This window comes from Nitrobacter sp. Nb-311A, assembly GCF_000152905.1.
In the GTDB taxonomy this organism is placed as follows: domain Bacteria; phylum Pseudomonadota; class Alphaproteobacteria; order Rhizobiales; family Xanthobacteraceae; genus Nitrobacter.
In genome coordinates this window covers 47,724-73,553 of the sequence record NZ_AAMY01000004.1, presented here as the reverse complement: position 1 = coordinate 73,553, position 25,830 = coordinate 47,724, and the positions used below count along the sequence as shown (strand labels likewise).

Sequence of the window (25,830 nt, the reverse complement as noted above, 5' to 3'; positions counted from 1 at the left end):
GTTCCTTAACATTTCGCAAACAAAAGCGGGCTCGTTAACCAGTCATTAACCACCGCTGGTCAATCTGAAATTAAACAATGCTAAACAATTCAAGCCCGAGAGCCGTCATTCATGGACTCAAAAGTCGAGCCCCAGCGCCAGGTGATGCGCCTCCGTGGCCGGTCTTACATCGCGTTTGTTTTCTCGCCATTTATGCCGATCGTGAACTGGCTTGAGGAAATTGATGCGACGCTTGCCCGTTCACCCGGCTTTTTCGTCGGGCGCCCGATCGTCCTCGATCTTTCCGCGGTCGATCTGAGCTCCCATGGTATCGCGCATCTGGTCTCGAACCTTGAGAGCCGCGGCATCCGCGTTCTCGGCCTTGAAGGCGTGGAAGCGACAGGGCTGGATGCAGGCTTGCCGCCCGTACTGATCGGCGGGCGCGGTTGTGCAATCGAGCAGGCCGAGCCGAAGCAAGTGGAGGACCCGCGGCCGCCGACACCATCGCTTCTGCTCCAGACCCCGGTCCGATCGGGCCAGCGGATCGTATTTGCCGAAGGCGACATCACTGTGCTGGGCTCTGTGGGCTCCGGTGCGGAGATTGTCGCCGGAGGCTCTATCCACGTTTACGGGACGCTGCGAGGACGAGCGATGGCCGGCATTAACGGCAATGCGGCCGCGCGGATTTATTGTCAGAAAATCGAGGCGGAACTTGTTGCCATCGACGGCTACTACCAGACCGCAGAAGATATCGGTGAAACGCTGCGTCGCCGACCCGCACAGGCTTGGCTGGACGGCGAAGTCATTCGAATAACACCGCTCAATTAACCTACAAAGGAGGCCATGATGGCCAAAGTCTTGGTCGTGACATCAGGCAAGGGCGGCGTCGGCAAAACCACGTCCACGGCCGCGATTGGTGCAGCGCTCGCGCGGGACGGCGAGAAAGTCGTGGTCGTTGATTTCGACGTCGGCCTCCGTAACCTCGATCTTATCATGGGAGCGGAGCGCCGTGTGGTCTTCGACCTTGTCAACGTAGCACAGGGCGTCGCCAAGCTCTCGCAGGCCCTCATCCGCGACAAGCGACTCGAGAGCCTGTGGTTACTTCCTGCGTCGCAGACGCGGGATAAGGACGCCCTGACGGACGACGGCGTTCGCGACATCATCGCCGATTTGCGGACGAAGTTCGACTGGGTGATTTGCGACAGCCCCGCGGGCATCGAACGTGGTGCAACGCTGGCGATGCGCTACGCGGATGAAGCCATTGTCGTCACCAACCCTGAAGTCTCATCTGTTCGCGATGCCGACCGAATCATCGGCATGCTTGATTCTAAGACCGTCAAAGCGGAGGCAGGCGAACAAATGAAGAAGCATGTCTTGATCACCCGCTATGACACGGGCCGAGCGGCACGCGGTGAAATGCTCAGCATTGACGACATCCTCGAGATCCTGGCGATTCCCCTTCTGGGGATTATTCCTGAAAGCCAGGACGTCCTGAAAGCGTCGAACGTCGGCTCTCCGGTCACGTTGAACGATGCTGCGAGCCTGCCGGCGCGGGCTTACACAGACGCCGCGCGGCGCCTCAACGGCGAGACGATCGCCATGATGGTGCCGACCGAGCAGCGCCGACGTTTCATGGACCGGCTACTTGGACGGAGGGCAGCATGAGCCTGAACCTTCTGCAGTTCATTCGGCGCCGCACCGGTTCCGCGCCGGTTGCTCGGGAAAGGCTGCAAATTCTCCTCGCGCACGAGCGTGGGTTACGTAGCCAGCCCGACTTACTTGGGGTCTTGCGAGAGGAGATTCTTGCGGTGGTCTCGCGACACGTCGCGCTGGATCCGGAAAAGGTGGTTGTCCGAATGGACAGAGGGGAAACCGTGTCTACCCTCGAAGTCGATATCGAGCTTCCGAACGGCTTTGACAAACGGATCGCCGTCGCCAGTTGACCCATTCGATTCTGCAAAGGACCAACCACTCCGTCAAGATCGCCGGAAGTGCCTGGCTGGACGCGATTGAACCGCATTTTCCACTCTTCCGCTACTCGCTAAGAGTTCGTGGCGAATGTCTTCGAACGGTGATCATACTCTGGCCAGAAACTACCCGCCCCATGGTGAGTATTGATTCCTCGGAGACGTCTCTTGTGCGCTATCTCGGAGATCATCTCGGCAGTCCACATTGAATCATTCTCATAGGTGGAGATACGACATGAACCTTCTCATTCCTCCTCGCCATAGGGAGTTGTTCCCGTCGTTGAAGAATCAGATCGCGAGCGAACACACCAAATGCGGTCCGATTACCTGGAACGGATATCTTCGCGTTCAGACCGACGACCAGCAGTTGATCGATGAACTCAGACAAAAGCTGGACGCGCAACCAACGTAACCAACACCGATTTTAGGTAGCGGGTCGAGGTTCGAGCTCGCATCGCCTATCAAAGATTTCGAAGATTCAGAGATAGATCGGCTTTTTTCATTAGGCGATGCGGGTACGGGTTGGGGTCGATTTATCCATTGTTGTCGGTTACCGTTTGCTATCATCCGCCGCCATTCGTTCTGGGCGGAAGTCGCAGAGAGTTGGACTCGGGCCCCCGCACTCATGCCAGCTCGGCGGGAGGATTGTCCGAGCGTGCCGACTGGTGATTGGGCCGCACTAGCCTTGGCCTGTCGCGTTCCGATATTGCGGTGGCCCGCTTTACGGAGCTTTTCCATCGCCCGAAGTCGATAGCCCTGTCGTTAGAGTTTCTGATGAGCAATCAGTATACCCGCGAAATCGCTGCGGCCCTTCTGATCGATGTTAGCGGCAATCTGCTTTTGCAGCGGCGCGATAACGTCCCTCACATCATTCAGCCCGGAAAAGTCGGCCTCTTCGGAGGACACCGCGAAGGCGATGAAACATTCTTGGAGTGTGTGGTCCGAGAGATCGCCGAAGAGATCACCCAACACATTCCTGCCGAACGCTTTCAACATCTATTCAGCTTGGACGGTGCTGATCCGGAGAGACCCGGCGGTCACCTGAGAGGGGAGTTTTTCATCTCTTACGGTGTTCAGACCGACACCCTAGTGGTTACCGAAGGCAAGCCCTTGAAAGTTCCTCCAGACGCCATATGGGACATGCGGTCGGAGCTGACGCCAGCAACTCTGCTGGCGCTGAATGCCTTCCTTCAGATAACTGCAGCGGGTTGACGAGTGATCGAGTGTCCGCAGCGTTTCCTGGAAAATAGCGGTCAGATCCTGCATCGCATGGCGTGCAGTGGCGACACCCTTTCAGCTCGATACCTGCTGGACACAAATGATCGGCAAACTCGCCGCGCCGGCGGGTTTTTCATGTGAGATGGAACACGTGCTGGTGGCTGAGGGTGGCTGAGGACAGCTTTGCTGGTCGCCCCTATTTGTCGAATGTAGCCGAGCGCGCTCAGGGCGGAAAGCCAATACCGCAGCTTCTCAGAGCGCCTCTACGATGGCTATGCTCCTGGTTTAGCTCTGATTGATCCGCCCCCACACACCATCGATAATGGCCTCCCCAATCGTCGCTCCATGGATCGCCTGAAAAGTTGCAGCCTCTGTCTCGGTTTAGTTTGTTGTGAACGACCGAAATTTCGGCATAACGAGCGCACTTGTCGCACGCATTGATCTCGTGGAGCCGACTGATGCTTTCACTCTCAATCCAATTTTGGGGAGCGCTCATGCACCACCCGAAATGGCTGCCCTCGTTGCTGTGCCAGCGCGCGCCTCCAACGTGGCATCGCAAACTCTCGCGCTGGCGATTAAGACCTACTGCCGTTTTAGCATATGCCGCACAAACGGCCTGTTTTGAACAAGCAGCCAAGCGCCCGAGGCGATTTCTTTCTTCTCGTTCCGCACTGTCTTGCTCGGCTGCTCGGCACCAGTCGAAATGCTCCCGACGATTGGTTCCCCATTGTGGTCCGGTCCCACCACAGCGAAACCTATCTTTGGCTTCTATTTGCACTGCCGCATTCTGGCTATAGGCGTGACAGAACTCCCAACCTGCAGCCATACTAGGCCCCGGGTCCAACGAGCAGAAAACCGCAGCAAGGCCGATCGCGATCACGGCGCGTGCAAAAACGTGCAGCTTTTTCATATGGCTCCTCCAAGACGAAGCACAGAGGTCCAAAGTTGTCCCTTATGCGAGTGGCGGCGTCAACTTCGCCAGCAATCTCCGCGCCGACGGGCTTGTCGATTCCTGCGGGTGAACCAGAATGTCCCCTAAGTAGCTGAACATCCGTTCATACGACGGTGTCAGTTCGGTCCTAGACGACGCGGCTGCTGAGCGTTCCGAACAGCCGTTGTCGATCGAACACTGCCGAGGCTCGGCAATCAAGCGGCTGCTCACGCGCTTGCGAAGTGACGTGCAGTTAAGGTGCTCTCGCGGCTTCGTGGTCGATCTAACCTGGAGCAGGTTACGATGAGAACAACATGGCGAGCTGGGGTCATTGATGACGCCCCAGAAACGCTTGCACGAAATCCGGATGAGCCCGGTAAATGTTGTGGCGCTACGTGAACCGGGGAAACACGGATCGTTCCACCATTCCCGGCCGACCCGAACTTGCTTCTATGCCGGCAAGCGGAAATGCTAGTCCAACCCGCTCGCATCATCCGAACATCCTTTGGGTCGCCCGCCGTCCCGCCTGCAAGCTCTGTAGTTCCACGGCGCGACGTGGCTACCGACCCAAACGCCTCGCTCTTCGCGCTCCGCTTCCTTTTGAGCACCAGCATAAGTGCCCTTTGAGTATCGAGGCCAATCAACCGCAAGTCCGGCCCTAACCATCCATTCCCCAATGTCTCGTCCACCGACAGAGCAGATAGCGACAACACGGCGATATCGGTCAACGTCCACGCTTTTGCAGCTAACCGGCCTACCCGCAATGAACCGAGCCAGCTCGTTCGCAGCCTTCGCACCGCAGCGATATTGTAGGCTATTGTCCCCACGGCAGAGTTGATCGGATTCGGGCGCATCTACGCCTATTAGGCGTATACGGTGCCCATGGATTTCAAGAGTGTCACCGTCCACCACGGACGCTTGGCCGGTGATTGTTTCCGCAGAGGAAGGGCTTGCCAATACAAACGCGAGGGCGGCAAGGAACAAGCGTGCCATCGCTAGGCCATTTTCTAAGAGGAAGACGACGAGCTTGGCAAATTTCGTCGGGCATACTGAAGCGGCGTGTCTAATTGATGCCGTTTGAATCCGATCTAATGTTGCCGACCAATTTTGAAACGACGATGCCACCGCCGGCCCCCACCACCGCGCCTGCCAATTTGATCGCGACATCATGCACAGTGGCGTGCCTGTAATTCACGAAGTGCTGCAGGTATTCAAAACAGCAAAGAGCGCCCGCAAGCAGAGTTAAGACGACAAGCAGTCGGCGGGGATAGGCAAGCGAGAAGGCAAACCCGAGCACGGCGAGCGCCAATAGTCGCTCAGCATTTGGATGCCCCAACGTCGGACGCCAGCCAAGCGGACTAACCGTAAGAACGAACAGGAGGAGCAAGAGTGTCCAGGCCGTTGCCTTCAGTGTCCGTACCACTATTGAGTGCTTAGCGACACACCCATGGTATGCGCCTTGGCCGCCGTTGCACCGGGCGTTCGTTTCAACGTCCTCGCAATCTTCGTGACGCCCGCCTTTTGCTTCGCGAGCGTCTTGAGAGTGCGAACGTCGTCCTTCGTCCACTCGCGACGAACAGCCGTTTTCGTCTTTGGCAAATCGTCATTCCTTCATTCGATCGTAGGAGCACGCGGTTTAGCAGATCGCGCATTTTGCGCAAGGTAATGTGGCTTCTTCACCAGGACTAGAAATCGCGCCGGGGCGATTTCATGCTGACTTGTCGTTGCTGGCGCGCGACTTGTACTTCGCGACAGGATGGAGCTCTGCGGTCATTCTGATCATTTTCTCTTCAAGAGTTTTAATATCATCCCTCCTCAGGAGAATGCTGCTCGGGTCCGTCAATCCCGTGGAAAGCTGGCGGTTGGCGGCGATCTCCCGGCGCAGATTGTCGCACTTGCGGCACATTCTTCGCTCCTTAGGCGGAAGCTCTGCTTGCTCTCAGTCCGCCGACTGCCTAAAAATGGCCGACCGCTTCCAACTAATGGGGTTCCCCGGGGCTCCTGTCCTGTCGAGATAAATTGTGGGTACTACGCTTTTGCGAGTCCCCTTGGACCCGCAGCAAGGTGGTGTCGCGGTACTCCACCTCGGCGGCGAACAAAGGCTCGACCCGCGTCGCCTGGGGCTTCCTGCACCGACTTGGTAAGTGAAGACTACATGCCAGATGAAAGCCCTCCGAAGAGTCCAAAACAATCGAGCGGACGAGCTCGACCGCAAACCGCTTCGCGTGGCGCTGACTTAAGCGCTCGCGCGCTCCCCTTCCAAACGGCTGAGATAGTGGCGCGTCAAGCTCGGCAATTGGCGCTCCAGATCGGAAGCCATCGAAAGCTCTTCCTCTAAGCTGCGCTCGCAAACCGCTTTTGTTTGCGTATCGCCAACGGCTTCGGCAGCAGCGATCAACGCGCGGTAGGCCGCCGCCTCCATGTGCTCGAACGTATAGCTTGCCATGGCGCCTTTGACGATCTCGTCCTCAGCAAACATGCCGCTTATGCCTTGGCCCAAAGCTACAATCTTTGCGGCCACGTCTTTCAACGTCGAGGTCTCGCCCCCGCGGCGCTTGATACATTCCTCCAGCGCGTCAATCTGACTGCGGGTTTCAGCGAGATGGCTCTCAATCCGGCTTTTGAGTTCCGGATAGTCGCGAGTGCGGCTTGCCAAGCTGGTCAGCATAGTGACGGCTTGTTCCTCCATCGCGTGCGCGTTGTGAAGCCACGCCATAAAGTTCTCTTCGATCTTATTCATTGGGAACACCTCTTAACCACTTGAAGATGGCTACCGACGAGCCGTGGGATGGCTCAGACGCACCTCGACGCTTCAATGCCAGCTGCCAAGGAACGTTCCTAAGGGGTCCACGGAACGTATGCGCTGCGTTTCATGAACCAAATTCGGCATCTAGCATTATGGGTGAGACAAGTGGGGCAGCACAGAGTAAGGAGCAGCGCTATGGTACAACGGCGCCGTTTCAAACAGTCCCTTCCGCTGGGTGATCGCCTTTCAGCATTTATCCACGCGATGCAAGAACGCGCCGAGCTCGTCGGACCCGGCCCGCAGCGCGACGAAATACTCAAGAAGCTCAAGAAAGCTGAGACCGCGGTGGAAATGGACCGAGCGATCAAATCGGGCGAGCCAAAACCGCCAAGCTCTCGCGTTAAAACCCCGCCGGAATGAACTGAGAGACCTCCTTTTTTCCAGGCTCAACGGCAATTGCCACTACTTCGGACGCCTTTTGCGGAACGCCTCGTCGTCGTAGCCGCGCCGGCTGCTGTAGAACATCAGGCCTATCAATCCGCTTCCGACGATGAGTGTGAACAGACCTCCAAGCCCTAAGGCGACCCAGTTGATCATGGGGATATCGCTCGTCCACGCTGAAAATGCCCAGACCCACACTCCGACAAGCAGAGCCAAAAGAAAAACGACAGAAAGCTCCTTGACGTTTGACATGGTATTTTCCTTCCCGAAGCAGAAATGAAAAGCATGGCTCCTGCTGAGACGAACGGCACCTGGCCTCGCTCGGAAGCCGCCAGTGGGAATCATGCGACGCCTCGGTTTCCCAACGCTCCGAGCCAACCTGAGGTTTCTATGACCTTCCCTCAGTGGATCCGTCGTGTGGCGACTTCGACCGCGACCATTCAGGGCAATCTCACTGACAAGTCTGACTTAGGGTCGCTATACGTGGCCTGAAGGGCACGTGGCCGCCTGTATCGACAGAATAGTGCGTCGGCCGGATTTGACTGATGCGGCGTTCGACTCCCCCGACAAAAGAATGCGAGATGACCTTTTCCTACATAGGCAGAGATCGGAGTGACTACTCGCCCCGCCCCTTGGGCCGCAACGGGGCGGAGGCCGGGAGGTGGATCAGTCGATTCAAGCGGACGCTACCCTGGAAACTAATGGACTTCTTGGGTGGAGATCATCATCGGATGCGCACGAACACGCATCCCCAGCCCAAGCGATTTGGGCTTCGGTCAGAAAACACGGTCACGCCTATGAGACGAGCCGTCAACGCGAGACGCTGTAGGCATCGCGGAGGACGTTCGTCTCAAGCTCCAGCTCCTCCAGTCGATACTTGACCACATCGCCGATGCTGACAATACCGGCTAGCTTGCCGCCCCGTAGCACCGGCAAGTGGCGCACACGATGATGCGTCATCAGCCTCATCACGCGAGTGACGCTTTCGTCCGGAGACACGGTGGTCAGACCGTGTGGCATGATCTCCTTCACACGCATCGACCCGGCAGCCTCGCCGTAGCGAGAAAATGCATCAACGATTTCACGTTCGGAAACGAGGCCGAGAACTGTGTCGCCCCTCGTCACCACCAGAGCGCCAATATTCTTTGCACGGAGCCAACCCGCCGCGCTTTTGATATTAGCTTCCGGACCTATTGTTGTGACGTCGGTACCCTTCTGCCTCAGAATGCTTTCGATGGACATAGCCTCCTCCATCGTGTGGCCTAGCCGCCTATCGCATCGATTTGTGGCCCCCAGTCGCGCCCAAGGGCGAGCTATTTTTAAGCATATCATATCCGCGAGAAGCTGTCAGCCAGCTGGACTGTGGAACCGACGAATTGAGATGGCAAACTGGTGCGAAACCGCTGGGTCAAAAGCGGGTCGGGTTTCGGTTGAACGACTTCCAGTCTAACGCCAACTTCGGACAGGTCCTTCGCCGCGCAAGCTGTGGCGAAAGGCCAACGATGGGACTTTTAGACCCGCACGCCCCTCGCCGTGTTCGACCATGAGTGCCAGCAGGTGCGTCTCATCAAGAAGGAATCTAGCCAGCGGCAACGCGGGATCGGCCGTCGCCCGCTGGAGAAGTTGCCTGCAGCCCGGCGAGGCGTGTTTCGGCTCCTGCTCCATACAAGGAGCGCCGAGTCTTCTCTTTCAACATTCGAGACCACGGCCATCACTGAAAGGCGTCCATGCGACGTCCTCAGGTTCATCAGGCTTCATGCTTCCAAATTAAACTGCTTATGGAACACCTAGGCCCCTAAAAATTATTGGCTATAATGTGCTCCCGAAATTGACAATGAACGAATCTTTTTTAAGCGTCACCAGATTATTTCAGCGCTCCCTTCAGCGGCTGGATCCCAAGAGCGGAAGCTAGGGAAAGCATCGCAAACCGCAACTTAGGCCATGGTGGGCGCTAACTACGGTTCTTTTTTTTGAGCGCACCAATCCGTCAGCTTGGCCTCTTCTTCGACTAACAGCTTCTTTAATACTCTGACATTTTCAGGATCAGCTTCGTTTGCATAGGTGAGCCCCCCCGCGAAATGGAATCGCCCTCTATCTATCTGGCATCTAGTGTCTATATTGAGGCGATCGTCGGCCATTCTTAAAGGGCGCTGACGGCTGAGAGACGCTACAGCGCTCCCGCCTTAGACAGGAGGTGCGCGATGAGCGGCATTACCTACCCGATACATTTTCACCAAATTTTTGAGCGGCGTTCGGCTTCGCGAGTTCAAGCCATGAGCCTTGCCATGCCGCGGCGTTCTCGACGCGAAGGGACTGACATTTGTTCGTGTGGGTACATTGTTACAGCTCCGGCTGGCTCCAGCTATTCTCCAAGTGCTGTGACCAATAGTTGGAAATGTAGCCGTTGCGGTCGCAGCTGCAAAACTGAGGCTGACATCAGCAGCGCCAACGGAGGAGATCAATCGTGATCAAGGGCCTCCGAAGCTGGCTTGTTCCGCCAATTCTGGTGCCGGCGTTTCTTATCTGTCTCGTCGTCATTTCCGTGTGGTTGCGTTAGCTGCTATCGGGGCGGCGTCAATCGTGAAGCCATCGAATGCCTAACTGGCCATGCGCGCCATGGGCTCGCCGCCGATAGGACCCCGGAAGGCAAAAAACGCCATAGAGAGGAAGAAGAAAACTGGCCAGGAAGCGTTAAAGCTACCTACGATTGCTCTCGTCCTTTGTCCCACAGCAGCACCGCCGCAAGAAGTCGCAGGGTCATCGATTTGAGCTATCGCCAATTTTTGGTGACGGCCGGGCCGATCAGGCGGCGGCGGTTGAGGACTGACGGTCAGTCGGTTTGGCGATGACCTCGATCCCGTCGTTGAATGTCACACCGAGGACGAGTTTTGACAACTGGTTGTGACCATCGAGACGACGCCAGCTTTTCTGCGCGGCCTCAAGCAGCTTGAAAACCATTGCGAGCGCCGTCCTGTTGGACAGGCAACCCTTCGATCGGATCGTGCGGTGGCGCACGGTAGCGAAGGTGCTTTCAATGGGATTGGTCGTCCGCAGATGTTTCCAATGCTCGGCCGGGAAGTCGTAGAACGCTAGTAGCGTGTCTCGATCCTTGCTCAGGCAGTCGGCCGCCTTCGCGTATTTGGGCGTGTAGCTCTCGATGAAGGCGTCGAACGCCAACTTGGCGGCGACCTTGGTTTCAGCCATCCAGATCTCCTGCAACGCGCGTTTGGCTTTCGGCTGCTGGCTCTTCGGCAACTTGGCGAGCACGTTCGCGGTCTTGTGCACCCAGCAGCGCTGCTCGCGCGTTTTCGGCCAGACCTCACCCGCGGCCTTCCAGAACCCGAGCGCGCCATCGGCGATGGCAAGCTGCGGCGGCACGTCGAGCCCGCGCCGCTTCAGGTCAAGCAGCAGATCGCGCCAGTCTTGCGCGCTCTCGCGGGCGCCATCGGTGAAGCCGACCAGTTCCTTGCGGCCTTCCGGCGTCGCGCCGATCAGCACCAGGATGCACTGCTTTTCGTCTTCGAGGCGCGCCTGGAGATGGATGCCATCGGCCCAGATATAGACGTAGCGCTTCGCCGACAGATCGCGCCTCTGCCACGCGGTGTGTTCATCAAGCCAACCGTCCTTCAGCCGGCCGATGGCGGATGCCGACAGCCCGGCAGCATCCTTGCCGAGCAGCGCCGCCAGAACCTCGGAGAAGTCGCCGGTAGAGATACCCTTCAGGTAAAGGATCGGCAGCAGCGTCTCGATCGATTTCGAGCGGCGCATGTAGGGCGGCAGGATCGACGGAGAGAACCGGATGCGGTCGGGGTTGGCAGCATCCGCCTCGCGATCGCGTACACGCGGCTGGCGTACGGCAACTGGACCGATGCCGGTCATCACCTCGCGTTCCGGCAGGTGACCATGGCGCACGACGCGCTGGTGGCCGTCCGCAGTCTTCAAATCGGCATGCTTGCCGAGAAAGTCCGTGACCTCGGCCTCGACCGCCTGCGCCAACAGAGCACGCGCCCCATCGCGAAAGATTTCCGTGAGTTGATCGTCGACGTTTCCTGGATGAATCAGCTCGATGACGTTATCTTTGGACACGGCATATCGCTCCTTCGGTGGAGAAGTGGAGGCGGCAAGCACCCCCATGATATGCCGCCTTCCCAAGGCCCGATGTCACCAACTTTCAGCGATAGCTCCATCGATTTACCTTGTGGTGTTGGTGGATAGGTCTAGGCTTGAGCAGCCGTGTTGGCGCTATAGAGCGACCCGGTAGCGCGGCCCGGCACGCCTGCTCTCACGAGTGACCGCGTGTCGGGCCGTTGCTTTTAACGTACTCGCCATCACACGTCACCGCTCCATCATTTGTGGTCCTTCCATCACACCCGCCATAGATCGTCAGGAACACACAGCGGGGCGGCCGCGAGAAAGATTCCTTTAATCACCGAATTGCCTTGTGATGCTACTGGATCAGCATAGGGTGGGCATCCGTGTTGGCGCTGTAGAGCCGATCCGGCATGGCTCCCGGCGCGCCTCCCCCAGGTCCGCGCGCCGGGACGCCTATCTCAGACTGGACTAGTTGCGGTCAGCCGCCTCGGATCCACGCGGCGATCTTGGCGATTGAACCGCCCCGGGTTTGCCGGAGGCTCCAAGTCCTGAGAGAGGATGGAGCCATGACGAACGACGAACAAGTTCTCACCGGAGGTTCGGGCCCGAGCGGTTCGGATGATTTTGGATCACGGCAGCGAGTATCCGTCCCGCTGGGCGGCGATTGAGGCGATAGCGCCCAAGATTGGCTGTTCCGGTCATACCCTGCTGGAATGGGTGAAGAAGGCGGAGGTCGACAGCGGCAAGCGAGCGGGCGTTCCCACGGACGTCGCCGAGAAGCTGAAGGCGCTTGAGCGGGAGAACCGCGAACTCCGGCAGGCCAATGAGATCCTGCGCAAAGCGAGCGCTTATTTTGCGACGGCGGAGCTCGACCGCCGGTCCAAGCCATGATTGCCTTTATCGACGATCATCGCACGGCGCACGGGGTCGAGCCGATCTGTAAGGTTCTGCCGATCGCCCCCTCGACCTACCACGCCCATGTGGCCAGGCGGCGCGATCCCGCCAGGCTGTCGGCGCGCGCCAAGCAGGATGCCGCCCTGAAGATCGAGGTCCGGCGCGTCTTCGATCGGAACTTCCGGGTCTACGGCGTGCGCAAGGTCTGGCGGCAGCTCAAGCGCGAAGGCTTCGATGTTGCCCGTTGCACGGTGTCGCGACTGATGCGGACCATGGGTTTGCAAGGTGTTATCCGCGGCAAGTCGATCAGCGACAAGGCGGCGCCATGCCCGCTGGATCGCGTCAACCGCCAGTTCAAGGCGTCGAGGCCGAATGCTCTTTGGCTCTCCGACTTCACCTATGTTGCCACCTGGACGGGCTTCGTCTACGTGGCCTTCGTCATCGATGCCTATGCCCGCAGGATCGTGGGCTGGCGGGCGTCGCGTTCGGCGCACGCCGGCTTCGTACTCGATGCGTTGGAGCAAGCCCTGCACGATCGACGGCCGATCCATCGCGGTGGGCTGGTCCACCACAGTGACAGAGGCGCCCAATATCTATCCATCAAGTACACCGAACGCCTGGCCGACGCTGGCATCGAGCCGTCTGTCGGCAGTGTCGGCGATTCCTACGACAATGCTCTCGCCGAAACCATCAACGGCCTCTACAAGGCCGAGGTAATCCACCGACGCGGGCCGTGGCGTAGCTTCGAGGCCGTCGAGTTCGCAACGCTGGAATGGGTCGACTGGTTCAACAACCGGCGGCTCATGGAGACCATCGGAAACATCCCGCCCGCCGAAGCCGAGCAACGCTACTACGCCATGCTGGAACAATCGACCATGGCGGCATAACAACTTAAATCAAACAGCCTCCGAAAAAGCCGGTGCGGTTCAGATCGACTCCCCGACCAGGACGAACCGCGCTTTCAGAACCGGTCGCGCGAAGATCACGTATGCAGCGATAAGACCGGGGATGATGAACAGGACCCAGGGCGTCATGAGCAGGATCGCCATCAACCGCAGGTTCCATGGATGGACATCCTGCTTGGATTTTGTTCGAGGGCGCTCAAATCCTGGTCTTGTGATTCGAAAGGGGCGGACCTCATTATCACGCGGGCGGATTGCAGCGCCGCTGGTTACGTCCGCCCCTTTTTTTTTACGGTGAGCGATCTGACACAACAGGAGCCAAAGTTGCCCTTCGTCGGTCAACCAAATCCGGAGTTACAGCGTGTTAGCGGCGTCGAGAAGGTCATGCTTCTCGTCGCCGCCCTCGGGTTCATCGTTCTGATCGGAGCGCTTCTTTTATAACAACCCTTGGGCGGATTCTCGGTGCGGGTGGATGAACTGAATTGCATCGCCACGAACGGGACTGGAGAGCTGATCCAAGACCTAACGCTGGCTATGGACCACGCCGATGCCCTCCGCCCCGCCCAGCGAACACAGGCAGGACGGAGTCGTCTCAGGTTAGCGACACGGGAAAACGAGATCACGTGAGTCGCGGCCCACAATTGATGAAACGCCCCGGCAAGCATAAGGCGGTCACCGTGGGGGGCGAACACGCGCTCCGCCTGCGGGCACTGAGCCGAGAAGTGTGCGGCTTTCGATTGTGAGGGCGCTTCATCATGACATGCGATCGGTATCGGTGATGTAGCTAACTCATCCGCTACTGACCGTGTTATGGTAGCCTGCGCCGTGCTTTTAATGCGTCGGCGGCAGGAGCCACGCGAGGCGGAAGCGGCCAGTTAAGAGACGCGACGCGCTGGTGATAAGCGAGATACCATGGGAGGTGGGCTTGGCGAAAAGACGCATTGGCATCCTCACCGGCGGCGGCGACGTCCCCGGTCTCAATGCAATCATCAAGACCATTACTTATCGCGGCTTTGAAGATGATATTGAGGTCGTGGGTCTCCGCCGTGGCTGGGAGGCCCTGACGCACTTGAACCTCGAGGACCCGACAAGCAGGTCCCACTATCTCATTCCGCTGAACCGTGAAAACACCCGCACCATCGACCGGCGCGGCGGCACGGTCCTTCATTCGAGCCGCACCAATCCCTCCAAAATGAAAAAGTTGCCCGACCATCTCGTCGGCCCGGATCGTCCATTGACCAAGCATACCAACGGCGACACCGAAACCTGGGACTTGACCGACCAAGTGCTCGCGAACTTGTCCGGATTAGGCATCGAGCACCTGATTGCCATTGGCGGTGACGACACGCTCAGTTATGCGGCCAGGCTCAACGAACGCGGCGTCAAGGTCATCACCATCCCAAAGACGATGGACAACGACGTCCGCAACACCGAGTATTGCATAGGCTTCTCGACCGCGATCACCCGAGCGAGCGACGCCATCCAGCGGCAGCGCACCACGGTCGGGTCCCATGAGCGTATTGGCATTTTCCGGGTGTTCGGCCGCGACGCCGGATTTACAGCACTCTATACCGCATACGCGACCTCGATCCGGTGTGCCATACCGGAATATAAGGTCGATCTCTACAAGTTGATCCAATTGCTGCTCGAGGAGAAGCACGCCAATCCGAGCAACTATGCGCTGATCGTGCTCAGCGAGGGTGCTGAGTGGGAGGGCTATAAAGTGCAGGAATACGGTGAACCCGATCCCTACGGTCACCGCAAGAAAGCGAGCGTCGCCGAAGCGCTTGCCGACGAGATCAAATGGCGCGCTGGCGAAGAGACGATCGTTTCTGACCTGACCTATGACCTGCGATCTGGGGATCCGGACTTCGTGGACAAGCTCGTCGCTTTGACGTTCGGCAACATCGCTTACGATGCGGTCCTGGAAGGCAGGACCGGCCTGATGTCGGCGTTGGTCGAGGGCCGCTACGATCTCGTGCCGATTCCCGATCCCAAGCTCGGGCCACGCAAATTGGACGTCGCCACCACATACAACACGGAACGCTATCGTCCGCTCTATGCGGGTAAGCGAGGGTTGCCGATCTTTCTCAACCGTGCGTCATAGCGATGGGAATGTCTCCTATGCGGGAGCCCTTCGCACTGAGCTCGGCCAGATGCCGACGCGGAGTCAGGGGCTTCGACATGATGAAGGAGTTAGGCTCTGCGTCTCCTGATTGATGACTTCAAACCCCTCGGCTGCTGAATAAAGAAGCCTCACAATTTATTTGTGGAGAAAGTAAGCGCCGCGACTTAACCGGCGGATGGCGAGACAGATAGAATTGCTTTTTTGATTCGCAATTGGTGCTTCGTGAAGGCTGGCGAACGGAATGCCCAAACCGGTTGTCAAATCATCCAAGTTGCGGCCTCGTTCGGACCTTGACCGCTTTCTGGGTGACGCCCCGCTGGTCGGGGACGAGAAGCAGGAAGACTACGACGCATTCTATCAGGCTATTGTCAGCACGATGACCCAGCCTGACGTCATCAACAAGCTCTATCTGAAGGATTTCGTGGATTTGTCCTGGCAGATCCGTCGCGAGCGTTTAATTTTGGCGGACATCATTAGGCTTCATCAGAAAGAAGTTGTCTTTGATCTGTTGAAGACGGCATACAGCAAGCTCAGCGGGCCGATTGAAAGCTTGAAAACAGTAGATCGAATTCTCGGCGCCGAGCGTGACGCGCAGCGCTGGTTGGTTGATGCGGCCGCCCGTAAGGCAATCGACGCCGATTTGCAGGCCCGAGGATATTCGCCCTCGAAGGTGTTGGCGCTCGCCCACCTCAAAGGCGCGGCAGAGATCGGTGGAGCAGCGGATTGCGTCGTACGAAATCCGACGATTGATGGCGCTTAGGGAAATCGAACGTCGCAACGAGAAATCTGCACAACAGTTGAAAAAGGCAACAGCCGGCCTGATTGAGGGTGAATTGGGCGCATTCAAACAGGCAGCGGAGTAACCCACCATGGCCTCGGCCCGACAGATCGCCGCCAACCGAAAAAATGCCCAAAGAAGCACCGGACCGATTTCTCAAGCCGGCAAAACAAGGGCAGCGAAGAACGCGCTTCAGCACGGATTGACGTGCACCAACTCACCATTCAGAGACGAGATCGAGGGATTTGCGCGCCTTCTTTCCAAGGAAACGAACCAAAGCGACCCCACTTTCGCCAGTGTTGAAGCCGCCCACGCGCAGTTGGCTCTTCTGCAAGTGAGGAAAGTCAAGGCTACGATATTCGATCGCTTTTTCGAAAGCGATCGAACGCTTGACGACAGCGTTCGTTTGAATGCGGAATTGAGGAAGATCGAACGATACGAAAAGCGCGCCTTTTCAAGGCGCAAACGAGCAATGCAGCATCTCTAATTTGGCAGAACGAAGCCAATTTTCATGAGTAAAAACAAAGGGGGTTTGTGGATTTGCGGGTGCCCATCAAAAATGACCGCGCTCGCCTCCGCCAAATGCACCCTTCAGACATCTCGGCTTTCACTCAGGGGGAGGACGCGGGAGGGTTAAACGTCAGATGGGCGATGCCACCTTTGAGGACATGGAGTTGGAGGGCGGAGAGAAGGTCTTCGTTGACGGCCGTGAGAGCGTTTATGCGCCCACTCTGTCGTTTATTGCCAACTCAAGACTGCTCGACTCAAATAGCGCGTCGGGGCCCCGCAGCGAGCCCCGACGATCGACGCGATCCAGCTCAGGCCACGACAGCTTTCAGCATCGGCGCCGCCTCACGCCCCTTAAGCACCTCCATCGCCGCAGCAACGCCGCCCGCGCGATGCGGCACCTCGGCGAGGTCGAGACTCATCTCGATCCCCGCCAGAGCCCCCATCAGCATCAGGTCGTTCTGATGGCCGAGATGACCAATGCGGAAAGCCTTGCCCTTGATCTTGTTGAGACCGGCGCCGAGCGACATGTCGAAATTGTCCAGCACCACCTTGCGGAAGGCGTCTGAATCGTAGCCATCGGGCAGCATCACGGCGGTCAGCGCCGGCGAATAGGCGTGCGGATCCTGACAGACGAGTTCCAGCCCCCACTCCTTCACGGCAGCCCGCGTCGCAGCACCGTGACGCTTGTGGCGAGCCCACACGTTTTCCAGACCTTCCTCCTCCATCATGGCGATCGCAACCTTCAGGCCGTAGAGGAGATTTGTGGCCGGCGTGTAGGGAAACGAGCCCTGCTCGTTGTTGGCGATCACCTGATGCCAGTCCCAATAAGCGCGCGGCGACGTGTTGGCCTTTGAGGCCGCCAGCGCCTTTTCCGACACCGCGTTGAAACCGAGTCCCGCCGGCAACATCATGCCCTTTTGGGACCCTGAGATCGACACGTCGATACCCCAGGCATCATGCTCATATTCCATCGCGCCGAGGCCGGAGATGGTGTCGACCAGCAGCAGCGCCGGATGTTTGGCGCGGTCGAGAATTTTGCGAACCTCAAGGGGATGGGTGACGCAGCTCGTGGACGTCTCATTATGCACGATCATCACGGCCTTGATCTTGTGCTCCCGATCGGCCTTGAGCCGCTCCTCGATCTGGTCGAGGGGAGCGCCGCGCCTCCAGTCGGTGGGCAGCACATCGACATCGAGGTTGAATCTGTTGGCCAGGGCGAGCCATAGCGTCGCGAACTGGCCGGTCTCCGCCATCAGCACTTTATCGCCCGGCGACAACGTGTTGACGATCGCGGCCTCCCAGGCGCCGGTGCCCGACGACGGATAGATGATCACGGGCTGTTTGGTGCGGAAAATCCGCTTGATGTCGGCCAGCACCTCATGGCCCAGCACCGCGAATTCCGGACTGCGATGATCGAGGACCGGCATATCGATGGCGCGCAGCACACGGTCAGGCACATTGGTGGGGCCTGGAATCTGAAGGGTATGTCGTCCTGTATGCAGCGTCATCGGGGGGCGTCCTTTCCGGGAATTTGTCGAATTGCAGGTCGAATACCATTATCCGGCGGCATTGTCCCGCGCTCGCACGCCCCCGGTCCAGAATGCGGCCAGGACTGCCGGACCGCCCTCAAGCTGCGGCCAGCTCGATCCGCCCGTCGCACGAGGAGGCAGCCTGAGATTTCCTGTGCCTCGCCCACGGGGCATTGACAGCGGCCGGGGCCGGCCCGAACATGGAACCAGCCCACAACAATTTCCCATTTTACCCTGTACTCTGGATTGGACGCTCGATCCGCAGCACAGGAGATAGGCCCAACGATGTTTTTCAGAACTCCGCCTTGTCGTATTCTGGCAGCCGCCGTGGTTTCGATGGCCATCTCAACATCCGCGGGGGCCGGGCATCGTCATCACAAGCACCACTATCACAAACCACTCTCGCCCGAGACTGATATCTACCTCCACAATTACGGGCCTGCCGTCACGCCGGATCAACCCTTTGCCTATTATGACGGACCGATCGGCGTGCGTTGCAAACAGAGCGCCGCCTCATACCAAGGGCAGAATGGCCGCCATCCCTGTAATTGACTACCCGGGCTCACGGGCAAGAGAAGTCTACGAGACCTCCCATGGATGAATCCGACAAAGGATACGATTACAAGCGCTATCGAGATCTTCTGGCCGCGGCGACGGATGAATCAAAACGGCTGGCGTTCATCGACTTGCTGATCAAGGAAGGTGCACGGGATCAACTCACGCGCGAACGGATCAGACGGCTTGGCCTGACAAAGTTATTGGATAGGCCGCGCAATCACGACTAGGGTCCCCGATTGCGAAATTCGCACATCCTTGCAGCAACCTTTGATGCGAACTTCGAAATCAAAGGGACACGACCAGCTTTATAATTCTAAGTGTGGTTCAGGTTCAGAAGTTCGCCTGGCGGACTCGCTGGACGCTGAAAGCGAACCTCTGAACCACTACACTTGGACCGTTCTGACGCAGCTCGAACAAGCCGGGACAGACTTAATGACAATGGTGCCAGCCTACGACGACCAGAACATTTTCGCGAAAATTCTTCGCGGCGAACTGCCTTGCTTCAAGGTTTACGAGAATACGCATACATTTGCCTTTCTCGATATCATGCCGCGCACGCCGGGCCACACGCTGGTGATCCCGAAGGCACCCGCCCGCGGAATCCTCGACATTTCGGCGGATGATCTGGCGGAAGTCGCGCGAACCAGCAAGACGATTGCGGTGGCAGCCATGAAGGCCTTCGATGCCGAAGGCATCATCATCCAGCAGTTCAGCGAAGCCGTCAGCGGACAGGTGGTGTTTCACCTGCATATGCATGTCATGCCGATGAAATCGGGAGTAGCGCTCCTACCGCCACAGAGCCGGCAGGAGGACGCCAAGGTGCTCCAGGATCACGCGGCCCGGCTGATCGCCGCGCTCGGCTCTTAGAGCATTTTCGCTTCTGCCTGAATCAGAAGCGGGGCTCTATGATTTTTGACGTGTTTCCTTCACGCAAACCTGTTTCCACGTCGCCGGAAAACGCTATAGCGCGAGCCACGCCTACGGCTATGGCGGTTGACCGAAAACAGCCGTCGCCCCGACTCCCTTTTCGCTTTCGTCTTCCGCAATGCGCATCAGTTCCGAGAGGCTTTCGACCGCAATGCGCCGGTCGAGCGTCTTGAGCCATCCGGCTCGTTCCCAGGCGCTCAGAATGCGGCTTGCGGAATAAAGAGTCGTTCCGGCAATATCGGCAATGTCTTTCCGACGAAGCGGAAAGCGGATGATGATGCCTTGAGAGGTCGTGGCGCCCACCTGACGAATCAGTCGCAACAACCCATGAGCGACGCGCCGCTCCGCGCTCTGGGTGGCAAGTTCGCGAACCCTGTGCTGAGCCTCCTGAAGTCGTTGGCCAACGATCCGAATGGCATTGACGGCGATCTGGGGATGACTGTTCATCAGCTCGAGCAAAACTTTGTCGCTCCAGCTCACCTCAGTCGCATCCGTCAACGTATCGGCATCGGCCGGATAGCACCGATCCGTGAACAACGAGACCGCACCAAAAATATCTCCGGGCCCAATGAAGCGCAGGACGACCTGTCCGCCATCGCTGCCAGATTGAGAAATCCTGATCCAGCCATCAACGAGGATATGAGCACGCACGCGGGTTTCGCCCTGGTTAAACACACGGCAGTTGCGGGCAAAGGAGCGCGGCCTGGCAGATGCAAGAACGTCATCCAGCGCTGTCGTCGGCAGGTCTCGAAAGAGTTCGAGGGTTGAAAGGAGCTGACGAGACAGAGATGCCATTTTATGCATTCGCGAACAGTAATGCGTCTCTGCGCAGAATGACAATCCATTGCGTTTGCGCAATCCCTGCCCAACTGCCTTGCCTTACAGTTTGAACCCAAGCCGGCCTGGAGCATGATCCGATCAAGTTGAAACGGCCCATGCTCTGGAAATTATTGTCTGGTCGCATTTTCTTGCGGCGAACCGGCGTCGCCGGAAAATGTTCTAGCGGGTGCTTCATGGATGATATCGTCGTTGCGCGTGCGCTACATGTCCTTGCCGTGGTCGTCTGGATCGGCGGCGTTTCGATGGCGACAACGGTGGCCTTACCGGCGCTGCGGCGCGGCGATCTCGGACCGGACCGGCTGAAAGCGTTCGAGGCGATCGAGCGGCGTTTCATCTGGCAGGCGCGCGCGTCGGTCATCATCGTCGGCTTGAGCGGCCTTTACCTGACGTGGCAACTCGATCTTTGGGATCGGTTTCGAATGCCCGCCTTCTGGTGGATGGACGCCATGGTGGGTCTCTGGCTGCTGTTCACCTTCGTGCTGTTCGTTGGCGAACCTTTGATCCTGCATCGCTATTTCCATCGGCTGGCGACCGAACAGCCGGACATTGCCTTTTCATGGCTACAGCGGGCCCACTGGATTCTGCTGGGGCTCGGCCTGGCGACTGTCTTCGCAGCGGTCGCGGGAAGCCATGGCTGGTCGATCTTCTGACGGCGATCGCTGTCAGCTGCGGCAACGATGTCGCCTGGAGCATTTTCGCTTCTGATTGAATCAGAAGCGACGCTCCAGATTTTTTGTTTTAACGCGTTTTCTTCACGCGAACCGGTATCCACTTCGCTCGAAAACGCTATGTCATCCGACCGCGTCGGCGATCTCGCCGATCGCGTCAAAGACGCTGTCGAGTTCCTGCGGCGTGCTGCAATACGGCGGCATCAGGTAGATCGTATTGCCGAGCGGCCGGACCAGCAGCCCACGGCTCAGGAAATGATCGTAAAGGCGCGGCCCGATGCCGGCCAGATATCCAGCATCATCCGCGACGACATCAAGCGCGGCGATGGTTCCGAGCTGACGGATATTTGTAAAGCGCCGATCTTCGCGAAAACGGTCAAGACCGCTGGTTTGCGCGCGCGCGACCGCGGCGATGCGCTCCATCACCGGCTCGCTTCGCCAGATCTCCAAGTTCGCGCACGCAGCCGCGCAGGCGATCGGATTCGCGGTGTAGGAACTGGAATGAAAAAAGGTCTTGTTGCGATCCGTTGAATAGTGCGCCTCGAAGATATCGGCGCGGCACAATGTGACCGCCAGCGGCAGCGTGCCGCCGGTCAGTCCCTTGGAGTAACAGGCGACATCGGGCGTCACACCGGCCTGCTCGCAGGCGAAGAGCGTTCCGGTGCGGCCCCACCCGGTCATGACTTCATCGGCGATCAACAGAACGCCGTGAGCCTCGCAGATCCGTTTCATCTCCGCCAGAACCCAGGCCGGATAGATCAGCATGCCGCCGGCCCCGAGGATCAGGGGCTCCACGATCAGCGCCGCCACGCCGGTGTTCCGACACACCGTCGTGACCGCATCCAGCGTGGCTTGCTCACGGCCCTCGCGGGGAAAGGGAATGCGCTCCACATCGAACAACAGCGGATCATACGGCGCGTTGAAAACGCCGCGCTCACCCACCGACATGCCGCCGATGGTGTCGCCGTGATAGGCCCCTTCCAGCGCGAGGATCCGGCTGCGCCGCTCACCCCGGTTCCGCCAAAAGCCGAGCGCCATTTTCAACGCGACTTCCACCGAGGTCGAGCCGCTGTCGGAAAAGAAGACGTAGTCGAGTCCCGGCGGCGTTATCGCAACAAGCTGCCGCGCCAGCCTTTCAGCAGGCTCGTGGGTGAGGCCGGCGAAGATCACCTGATCGAGACGATCAGTCTGATCCTTGATCGCCTGCACGATATGCGGATGACGATGACCATGCGTCACCACCCACCAGGAGGAGATCGCATCGAAAATGCGGCGGCCGTCGGCGGTTTCAAGCCAGGCGCCCTTGCCCCTGGCGATCGGAATCGCCTCCGGCTGTAGCGCGTGCTGGGTGAACGGGTGCCAGACGGGAGATGGCGGCTTCATCGGGCTCGCTCCTTGACGAAATCACCGATATCGAAACCGTTGGTAAAAGCCTGACGTAACGTGGCGCGGGTCAACGGCGCGAGATAATTCAGCCGGCCAAGACGCTTCACCCTACCCATATCGATAATGATCCGTTCGGTTTCGACGTTTTCTTCTCCGATGAAGCTGACGCCGAGTATCGGAACGTCGCGCGCGCGCAGCGCCTCGATCGATAACAGGCTGTGGTTGATGGTGCCGAGAGCGGTTCGGGCGCAGAGCACCACCGGCAGCCGCCACCTCGCCATCAGATCGAGATAGGTGACCTCGCGCGTCAGCGGCACCAGCAAACCGCCAGCGCCCTCGATCACCAGCGGTCGGTCCGTATGCGGCGCCTCCAGCGCCCGGTGATCGATGCTGACGCCGTCAAGCTCGGCGGCGAGATGCGGCGATACCGGCGTCCGCAACCGGTACGCCTCCGGGAATACGCGCTCGGCGGCGAGACCCGACAGCCGCGACACGGTTTGCGAGTCGGTTTCCTCGTCCAGTCCCGCCTGAACCGGCTTCCAGTAATAGCCGTCAAGCGCGCCGGCAAGCGCAGCCGAAAACACCGTCTTGCCGACGCCGGTATCGGTCCCGCTGACGACGATCCGCGCGCTCACGCGGCAAACCGCATGTCTTCCGCCAAAGCCGCGAACAGGTCGGTAACGATTGCCTCATTGACATGGAGCGTCAACGCGATGCGCAATCGCGCGGTGCCTTCGGGAACGGTCGGCGGACGGATCGCGCGTATATCGAAGCCCCTGCGCTGCAACGAAGCCGCCAGTTCCACCGCCGCCTGATCGGCGCCCGCAATCACCGGAATGATATGCGAGCCGGATGACTCGATATGGCAGCGCCGACGCAGTTCGCTACCAGCAAACCTTACCAGATGCGCCAGGCGCTCACGCCGCGTGGGACTGGTGAAGGAAAGTTCGAGCGCCGCGCGCGTCACCGCGGCTGTCAGAGGCGAAGGCGCGGTGGCATAGATGAACGGTCGCGCGCGATTGACCAGAAAGTCGCGAATGATCTTTGGCGCAAGAACGAAACCGCCGGACGTCCCGAGCGCCTTGCCGCAGGTGTGCAACGTGATGACGTTGTCGCGCCCCTCGAATGGCGTGGCAAGTCCCCGCCCCTGCGGGCCCAGCACGCCGGTCGCGTGAGCCTCGTCGATCACGACCATTGCCTCGTGGCGGTCGGCGACTGCGAACAACTCGTTGAGGTTCGGGCTGTCGCCGTCCATGCTGTAGACGCTTTCGATCGACAACCAGGGTCGCCCCGTGCCGCCAGCCTTGCGCCATTTCACGATCGCCGCGTCGAACGCATCGGCATCGTTATGCCGGACGCTGACGGATTCAGCGCGGCCGCGACGAATGCCGTCATGGACGCTGGCGTGAATCAGCTCGTCATGCACGACGAGATCGCCGCGCTGCGGCAGCGTCGAGAAAATTGCGAAATTAGCGACATAGCCGCCGCCGAAATAGAGCGCCGATTCAGCGCCGAAGAAAGCCGCCGCTTCGCGCTCCAGCGCTTCATGCTCAGGATGATTGCCGCGCAGCAGGCGGGATCCACCGGAGCCGACCGGCACGCCCCGCGCCAGCGCGGCGGCGGCGGCCTGCCGCAACTCATCAGATTCAGCCAAGCCCAGATAGTCGTTCGATGCGAGATCGATCCCTGAACGCTCGCGCAACGTCCGCAGACGCCCTCTGTCCGCGAGCGCCCGCAAATCCGTCGTGTAAATCCCGTGCATCGTCATATATTGCGCTTTACCTCGCCGGTGACGGCAGTCGCGACGGCCTAATCGGCCGGGACATCGTAATCGGCCGCAAATCGCATGTCCCGAAGCGGCCGTACCCGGTCCGTCGATGCCTGGTAGAGATCGTGCGCCTTGTAGGCCGCAAGTTCCGCCTCGCTGTCGAACTCGCCATAAACCACCACGTCGATGTCGTTGCCGAGCTGATCCGTCTTCCGGTTGCGCGCCACCTCGAGCCTGCGCGCGTGCGGGATCGTGGTGAGCGGCGACAGACCGTCGATAATCTTGTCGATATCGCCCTTGTCTTTCGCGGTGAATAAAACGATGTGACGAATCATGGCTGGCCGTAGGGCAGAGGGTGATCCAGGCCGCATGACTATCTTGCGATCAGGTTCAACGCAACGCTCACGACGCAGGCGCGCTCGCCGGTCCAGGAAGCAGCGTTTCACAAGCCCGGACCTCCTGTTGAATGTTCCGCGAAATACTGTCCATATGAGCTTCCTTCGATGTCCGCACCGGACGCACTCGATTTCAGAGCATGAGCACGTTCGACGATGACCGCTTGCGATGAATGATCCGCTCGCCAAATCCAGGACGCCCATGCGTTCGCTGCCTCCTGCATCAACACAGGCAATCGCGGCGGACCTCATTGCGCTGCTGGTGGCGGTGACCGCGGGCGATCCCCGGGTTCTGACGATCCAGGATCAGAATGCACTGCCATCGGGTCCATTCGAACTGGCTCATCGCTCGCTGCAATCGGGGTTGCGCGCCTGGGTCGAACGCCAGACGGGGCTGCCGCTAGGCTACGTCGAGCAGCTTTACACCTTCGCCGATCGGGATCGCACCGGCGCCGCCGACCAGCGCATCATCTCGATCAGCTATCTCGGCCTCACCCGCGAGCAAGGCCTGACCCGCGAGCAGGCCGAGTCCAGCCAATATGAGGCGAGCTGGCGGAGCTGGTATGATTATTTCCCTTGGGAGGATCATCGCCTTGGTACGCCGGTAGCGGACAAAACGCTGCGGTCCGGCCTTACAGCATGGATCGCGGCAGCACCGGACCGGACAACGCGGAGCCATCGCCGGCAGCGAGCGGCGAGGCTGTTCGGGTTGGACGATCACATCTGGAACGAGGAACTCGTCCTGCAACGGTATGAGCTCATGTACGAGGCACGATTGATCCCGGAGGCCCTGCGGGGCGACGGGTCGCCCGTTCCGACAGCCATCACCACATCCGTGCCGGGCGATCCGATGATACTCGACCATCGTCGGATTCTGGCGACCGGCATCGCCAGGCTTCGCGCCAAGATCAAATATCGCCCCGTCGTCTTCGAGTTGATGCCGGAGACGTTCACATTGCTGCAATTGCAACGGTGCGTTGAAGCGCTGGCCGGAAAGCTTGTGCATAAGCCCAATTTTCGCCGTTTGATCGAACAGCAGGAACTGGTGGAGGATACCGGCGAAACCAGCCAGGAAACCGGGGGACGGCCGGCAAAACTTTTCCGTTTCCGCCGCGTCGTATTGGCTGAGCGCGCGATTGCCGGGACCAAATTACCCATCTCGGGGACTTGACA

The 25,830-nt window shown here is 59.1% G+C and carries 29 protein-coding genes and 1 other annotated feature; of the genes, 15 read left to right on the top strand and 14 right to left on the bottom strand.

Annotation, left to right across the window (positions count from 1 at the left end):
• Positions 1 to 111: 111 nt before the first annotated feature.
• The 5 genes from minC (at position 112) to NB311A_RS02045 (ending at position 3,158) form a co-directional block, all read left to right on the top strand.
• Positions 112 to 807: a septum site-determining protein MinC gene (gene minC, locus NB311A_RS02060; protein WP_009796765.1), complete on the top strand. Its 696-nt coding sequence runs from the start codon at positions 112 to 114 to the stop codon at positions 805 to 807.
• Positions 808 to 825: 18 nt separating this feature from the next.
• Positions 826 to 1,644 carry a septum site-determining protein MinD gene (gene minD, locus NB311A_RS02055; RefSeq protein WP_040673781.1) on the top strand — a complete coding sequence of 273 codons (819 nt, stop codon included), beginning with the start codon at positions 826 to 828 and terminating at the stop codon, positions 1,642 to 1,644.
• Positions 1,641 to 1,922 (top strand): cell division topological specificity factor MinE, encoded by a 282-nt coding sequence (gene minE / locus NB311A_RS02050; RefSeq protein WP_009796763.1) that lies wholly within the window; start codon positions 1,641 to 1,643, stop codon positions 1,920 to 1,922. Before minD ends, minE begins: the two co-directional genes overlap by 4 nt.
• A 259-nt stretch (positions 1,923 to 2,181) precedes the next feature.
• Positions 2,182 to 2,358 (top strand): hypothetical protein, encoded by a 177-nt coding sequence (locus NB311A_RS21705; protein WP_009796762.1) that lies wholly within the window; start codon positions 2,182 to 2,184, stop codon positions 2,356 to 2,358.
• A gap of 299 nt (positions 2,359 to 2,657) precedes the next feature.
• Entirely contained in the window at positions 2,658 to 3,158 is a 501-nt protein-coding gene (locus NB311A_RS02045; protein WP_009796760.1) for an NUDIX domain-containing protein, read from the top strand.
• Between the two features lie 1,408 nt (positions 3,159 to 4,566).
• Here NB311A_RS02045 and NB311A_RS19910 read toward each other — a convergent pair.
• From NB311A_RS19910 to NB311A_RS02030, 4 genes are all read right to left on the bottom strand, one after another.
• A complete protein-coding gene (locus NB311A_RS19910) occupies positions 4,567 to 5,088 on the bottom strand; it encodes a thermonuclease family protein (protein ID WP_083780353.1) in 522 nt (173 codons plus the stop codon).
• Between the two features lie 70 nt (positions 5,089 to 5,158).
• Positions 5,159 to 5,404, bottom strand: a complete 246-nt coding sequence (locus tag NB311A_RS21700; protein WP_009796758.1) for a VanZ family protein — start codon at positions 5,402 to 5,404, stop codon at positions 5,159 to 5,161.
• Between the two features lie 399 nt (positions 5,405 to 5,803).
• Positions 5,804 to 6,001: a hypothetical protein gene (locus tag NB311A_RS02035; protein ID WP_009796756.1), complete on the bottom strand. Its 198-nt coding sequence runs from the start codon at positions 5,999 to 6,001 to the stop codon at positions 5,804 to 5,806.
• A gap of 330 nt (positions 6,002 to 6,331) precedes the next feature.
• Positions 6,332 to 6,835 carry a ferritin-like domain-containing protein gene (locus tag NB311A_RS02030; RefSeq protein WP_009796755.1) on the bottom strand — a complete coding sequence of 168 codons (504 nt, stop codon included), beginning with the start codon at positions 6,833 to 6,835 and terminating at the stop codon, positions 6,332 to 6,334.
• A gap of 201 nt (positions 6,836 to 7,036) precedes the next feature.
• Between NB311A_RS02030 and NB311A_RS19900 the strand changes: the two genes are divergently transcribed.
• Complete coding sequence (locus tag NB311A_RS19900) at positions 7,037 to 7,261, top strand: hypothetical protein (protein ID WP_009796754.1); 225 nt, start codon at positions 7,037 to 7,039, stop codon at positions 7,259 to 7,261.
• 42 nt (positions 7,262 to 7,303) lie between these two features.
• Here NB311A_RS19900 and NB311A_RS02025 read toward each other — a convergent pair whose 3' ends face one another.
• From NB311A_RS02025 to NB311A_RS02015, 3 genes are all read right to left on the bottom strand, one after another.
• Positions 7,304 to 7,534 (bottom strand): hypothetical protein, encoded by a 231-nt coding sequence (locus NB311A_RS02025; RefSeq protein WP_009796753.1) that lies wholly within the window; start codon positions 7,532 to 7,534, stop codon positions 7,304 to 7,306.
• A 558-nt stretch (positions 7,535 to 8,092) separates the two neighbouring features.
• Positions 8,093 to 8,524: a CBS domain-containing protein gene (locus NB311A_RS02020; RefSeq protein WP_040673779.1), complete on the bottom strand. Its 432-nt coding sequence runs from the start codon at positions 8,522 to 8,524 to the stop codon at positions 8,093 to 8,095.
• Positions 8,525 to 10,084: 1,560 nt separating this feature from the next.
• Positions 10,085 to 11,416, bottom strand: coding sequence for an IS256-like element ISNisp4 family transposase (locus tag NB311A_RS02015; protein WP_009796750.1), 1,332 nt, complete (start codon positions 11,414 to 11,416; stop codon positions 10,085 to 10,087).
• Between the two features lie 576 nt (positions 11,417 to 11,992).
• On the opposite strand from NB311A_RS02015, the gene NB311A_RS02005 reads away from it, so the two are divergent.
• Positions 11,993 to 13,155 (top strand): IS3 family transposase gene (locus tag NB311A_RS02005; protein ID WP_207382332.1). Its coding sequence is split into 2 segments (ribosomal slippage): positions 11,993 to 12,227 and positions 12,227 to 13,155, totalling 1,164 coding nucleotides; the frame shifts between segments, so codons are not numbered across the junction.
• Positions 12,220 to 12,336: a sequence feature (AL1L pseudoknot), on the top strand. Its footprint overlaps the gene before it by 117 nt.
• Before the next feature lie 39 nt (positions 13,156 to 13,194).
• Here the strand turns inward: NB311A_RS02005 and NB311A_RS22860 are convergent.
• Positions 13,195 to 13,317: a hypothetical protein gene (locus tag NB311A_RS22860; protein ID WP_009796747.1), complete on the bottom strand. Its 123-nt coding sequence runs from the start codon at positions 13,315 to 13,317 to the stop codon at positions 13,195 to 13,197.
• 18 nt (positions 13,318 to 13,335) lie between these two features.
• On the opposite strand from NB311A_RS22860, the gene NB311A_RS02000 reads away from it, so the two are divergent.
• From NB311A_RS02000 to NB311A_RS01985, 4 genes are all read left to right on the top strand, one after another.
• The gene (locus NB311A_RS02000) at positions 13,336 to 13,611 is read left to right on the top strand and encodes a hypothetical protein (protein ID WP_009796746.1); all 276 of its coding nucleotides are present in this window, start codon (positions 13,336 to 13,338) and stop codon (positions 13,609 to 13,611) included.
• Positions 13,612 to 14,095: 484 nt separating this feature from the next.
• The gene (locus tag NB311A_RS01995; protein WP_040673776.1) at positions 14,096 to 15,277 is read left to right on the top strand and encodes a 6-phosphofructokinase; all 1,182 of its coding nucleotides are present in this window, start codon (positions 14,096 to 14,098) and stop codon (positions 15,275 to 15,277) included.
• Between the two features lie 397 nt (positions 15,278 to 15,674).
• Positions 15,675 to 16,058 (top strand): hypothetical protein, encoded by a 384-nt coding sequence (locus tag NB311A_RS01990; protein WP_131522867.1) that lies wholly within the window; start codon positions 15,675 to 15,677, stop codon positions 16,056 to 16,058.
• A 109-nt stretch (positions 16,059 to 16,167) separates the two neighbouring features.
• Entirely contained in the window at positions 16,168 to 16,563 is a 396-nt protein-coding gene (locus tag NB311A_RS01985) for a hypothetical protein (RefSeq protein ID WP_009796742.1), read from the top strand.
• Between the two features lie 331 nt (positions 16,564 to 16,894).
• Here NB311A_RS01985 and NB311A_RS01980 read toward each other — a convergent pair whose 3' ends face one another.
• Positions 16,895 to 18,094: an alanine--glyoxylate aminotransferase family protein gene (locus NB311A_RS01980; RefSeq protein WP_009796741.1), complete on the bottom strand. Its 1,200-nt coding sequence runs from the start codon at positions 18,092 to 18,094 to the stop codon at positions 16,895 to 16,897.
• 614 nt (positions 18,095 to 18,708) lie between these two features.
• On the opposite strand from NB311A_RS01980, the gene NB311A_RS01975 reads away from it, so the two are divergent.
• Both NB311A_RS01975 and NB311A_RS01970 read left to right on the top strand, forming a co-directional pair.
• The gene (locus tag NB311A_RS01975) at positions 18,709 to 18,900 is read left to right on the top strand and encodes a hypothetical protein (protein WP_009796739.1); all 192 of its coding nucleotides are present in this window, start codon (positions 18,709 to 18,711) and stop codon (positions 18,898 to 18,900) included.
• 214 nt (positions 18,901 to 19,114) lie between these two features.
• The gene (locus tag NB311A_RS01970; RefSeq protein WP_086008670.1) at positions 19,115 to 19,540 is read left to right on the top strand and encodes an HIT family protein; all 426 of its coding nucleotides are present in this window, start codon (positions 19,115 to 19,117) and stop codon (positions 19,538 to 19,540) included.
• A gap of 117 nt (positions 19,541 to 19,657) precedes the next feature.
• On the opposite strand, the gene NB311A_RS01965 is transcribed toward NB311A_RS01970, so the two are convergent.
• Complete coding sequence (locus tag NB311A_RS01965; RefSeq protein ID WP_245256901.1) at positions 19,658 to 20,395, bottom strand: Crp/Fnr family transcriptional regulator; 738 nt, start codon at positions 20,393 to 20,395, stop codon at positions 19,658 to 19,660.
• Between the two features lie 218 nt (positions 20,396 to 20,613).
• Between NB311A_RS01965 and NB311A_RS01960 the strand changes: the two genes are divergently transcribed.
• A complete protein-coding gene (locus NB311A_RS01960; RefSeq protein ID WP_009796736.1) occupies positions 20,614 to 21,090 on the top strand; it encodes a membrane protein in 477 nt (158 codons plus the stop codon).
• Positions 21,091 to 21,231: 141 nt separating this feature from the next.
• Here NB311A_RS01960 and NB311A_RS01955 read toward each other — a convergent pair whose 3' ends face one another.
• From NB311A_RS01955 to NB311A_RS01940, 4 genes are read right to left on the bottom strand one after another with little or no spacing between them, the layout of a single operon-like run.
• Positions 21,232 to 22,491 (bottom strand): adenosylmethionine--8-amino-7-oxononanoate transaminase, encoded by a 1,260-nt coding sequence (locus tag NB311A_RS01955; RefSeq protein WP_009796735.1) that lies wholly within the window; start codon positions 22,489 to 22,491, stop codon positions 21,232 to 21,234.
• A complete protein-coding gene (gene bioD / locus NB311A_RS01950) occupies positions 22,488 to 23,129 on the bottom strand; it encodes a dethiobiotin synthase (RefSeq protein ID WP_009796734.1) in 642 nt (213 codons plus the stop codon). The genes NB311A_RS01955 and bioD overlap by 4 nt, the downstream gene beginning before the upstream one ends.
• Positions 23,126 to 24,262, bottom strand: coding sequence for an 8-amino-7-oxononanoate synthase (locus NB311A_RS01945; protein ID WP_009796733.1), 1,137 nt, complete (start codon positions 24,260 to 24,262; stop codon positions 23,126 to 23,128). The genes bioD and NB311A_RS01945 overlap by 4 nt, the downstream gene beginning before the upstream one ends.
• A gap of 41 nt (positions 24,263 to 24,303) precedes the next feature.
• Positions 24,304 to 24,597, bottom strand: coding sequence for a Dabb family protein (locus tag NB311A_RS01940; protein WP_009796732.1), 294 nt, complete (start codon positions 24,595 to 24,597; stop codon positions 24,304 to 24,306).
• A gap of 262 nt (positions 24,598 to 24,859) precedes the next feature.
• On the opposite strand from NB311A_RS01940, the gene NB311A_RS01935 reads away from it, so the two are divergent.
• Complete coding sequence (locus NB311A_RS01935; protein ID WP_245256900.1) at positions 24,860 to 25,828, top strand: hypothetical protein; 969 nt, start codon at positions 24,860 to 24,862, stop codon at positions 25,826 to 25,828.
• Positions 25,829 to 25,830 lie beyond the last annotated feature (2 nt).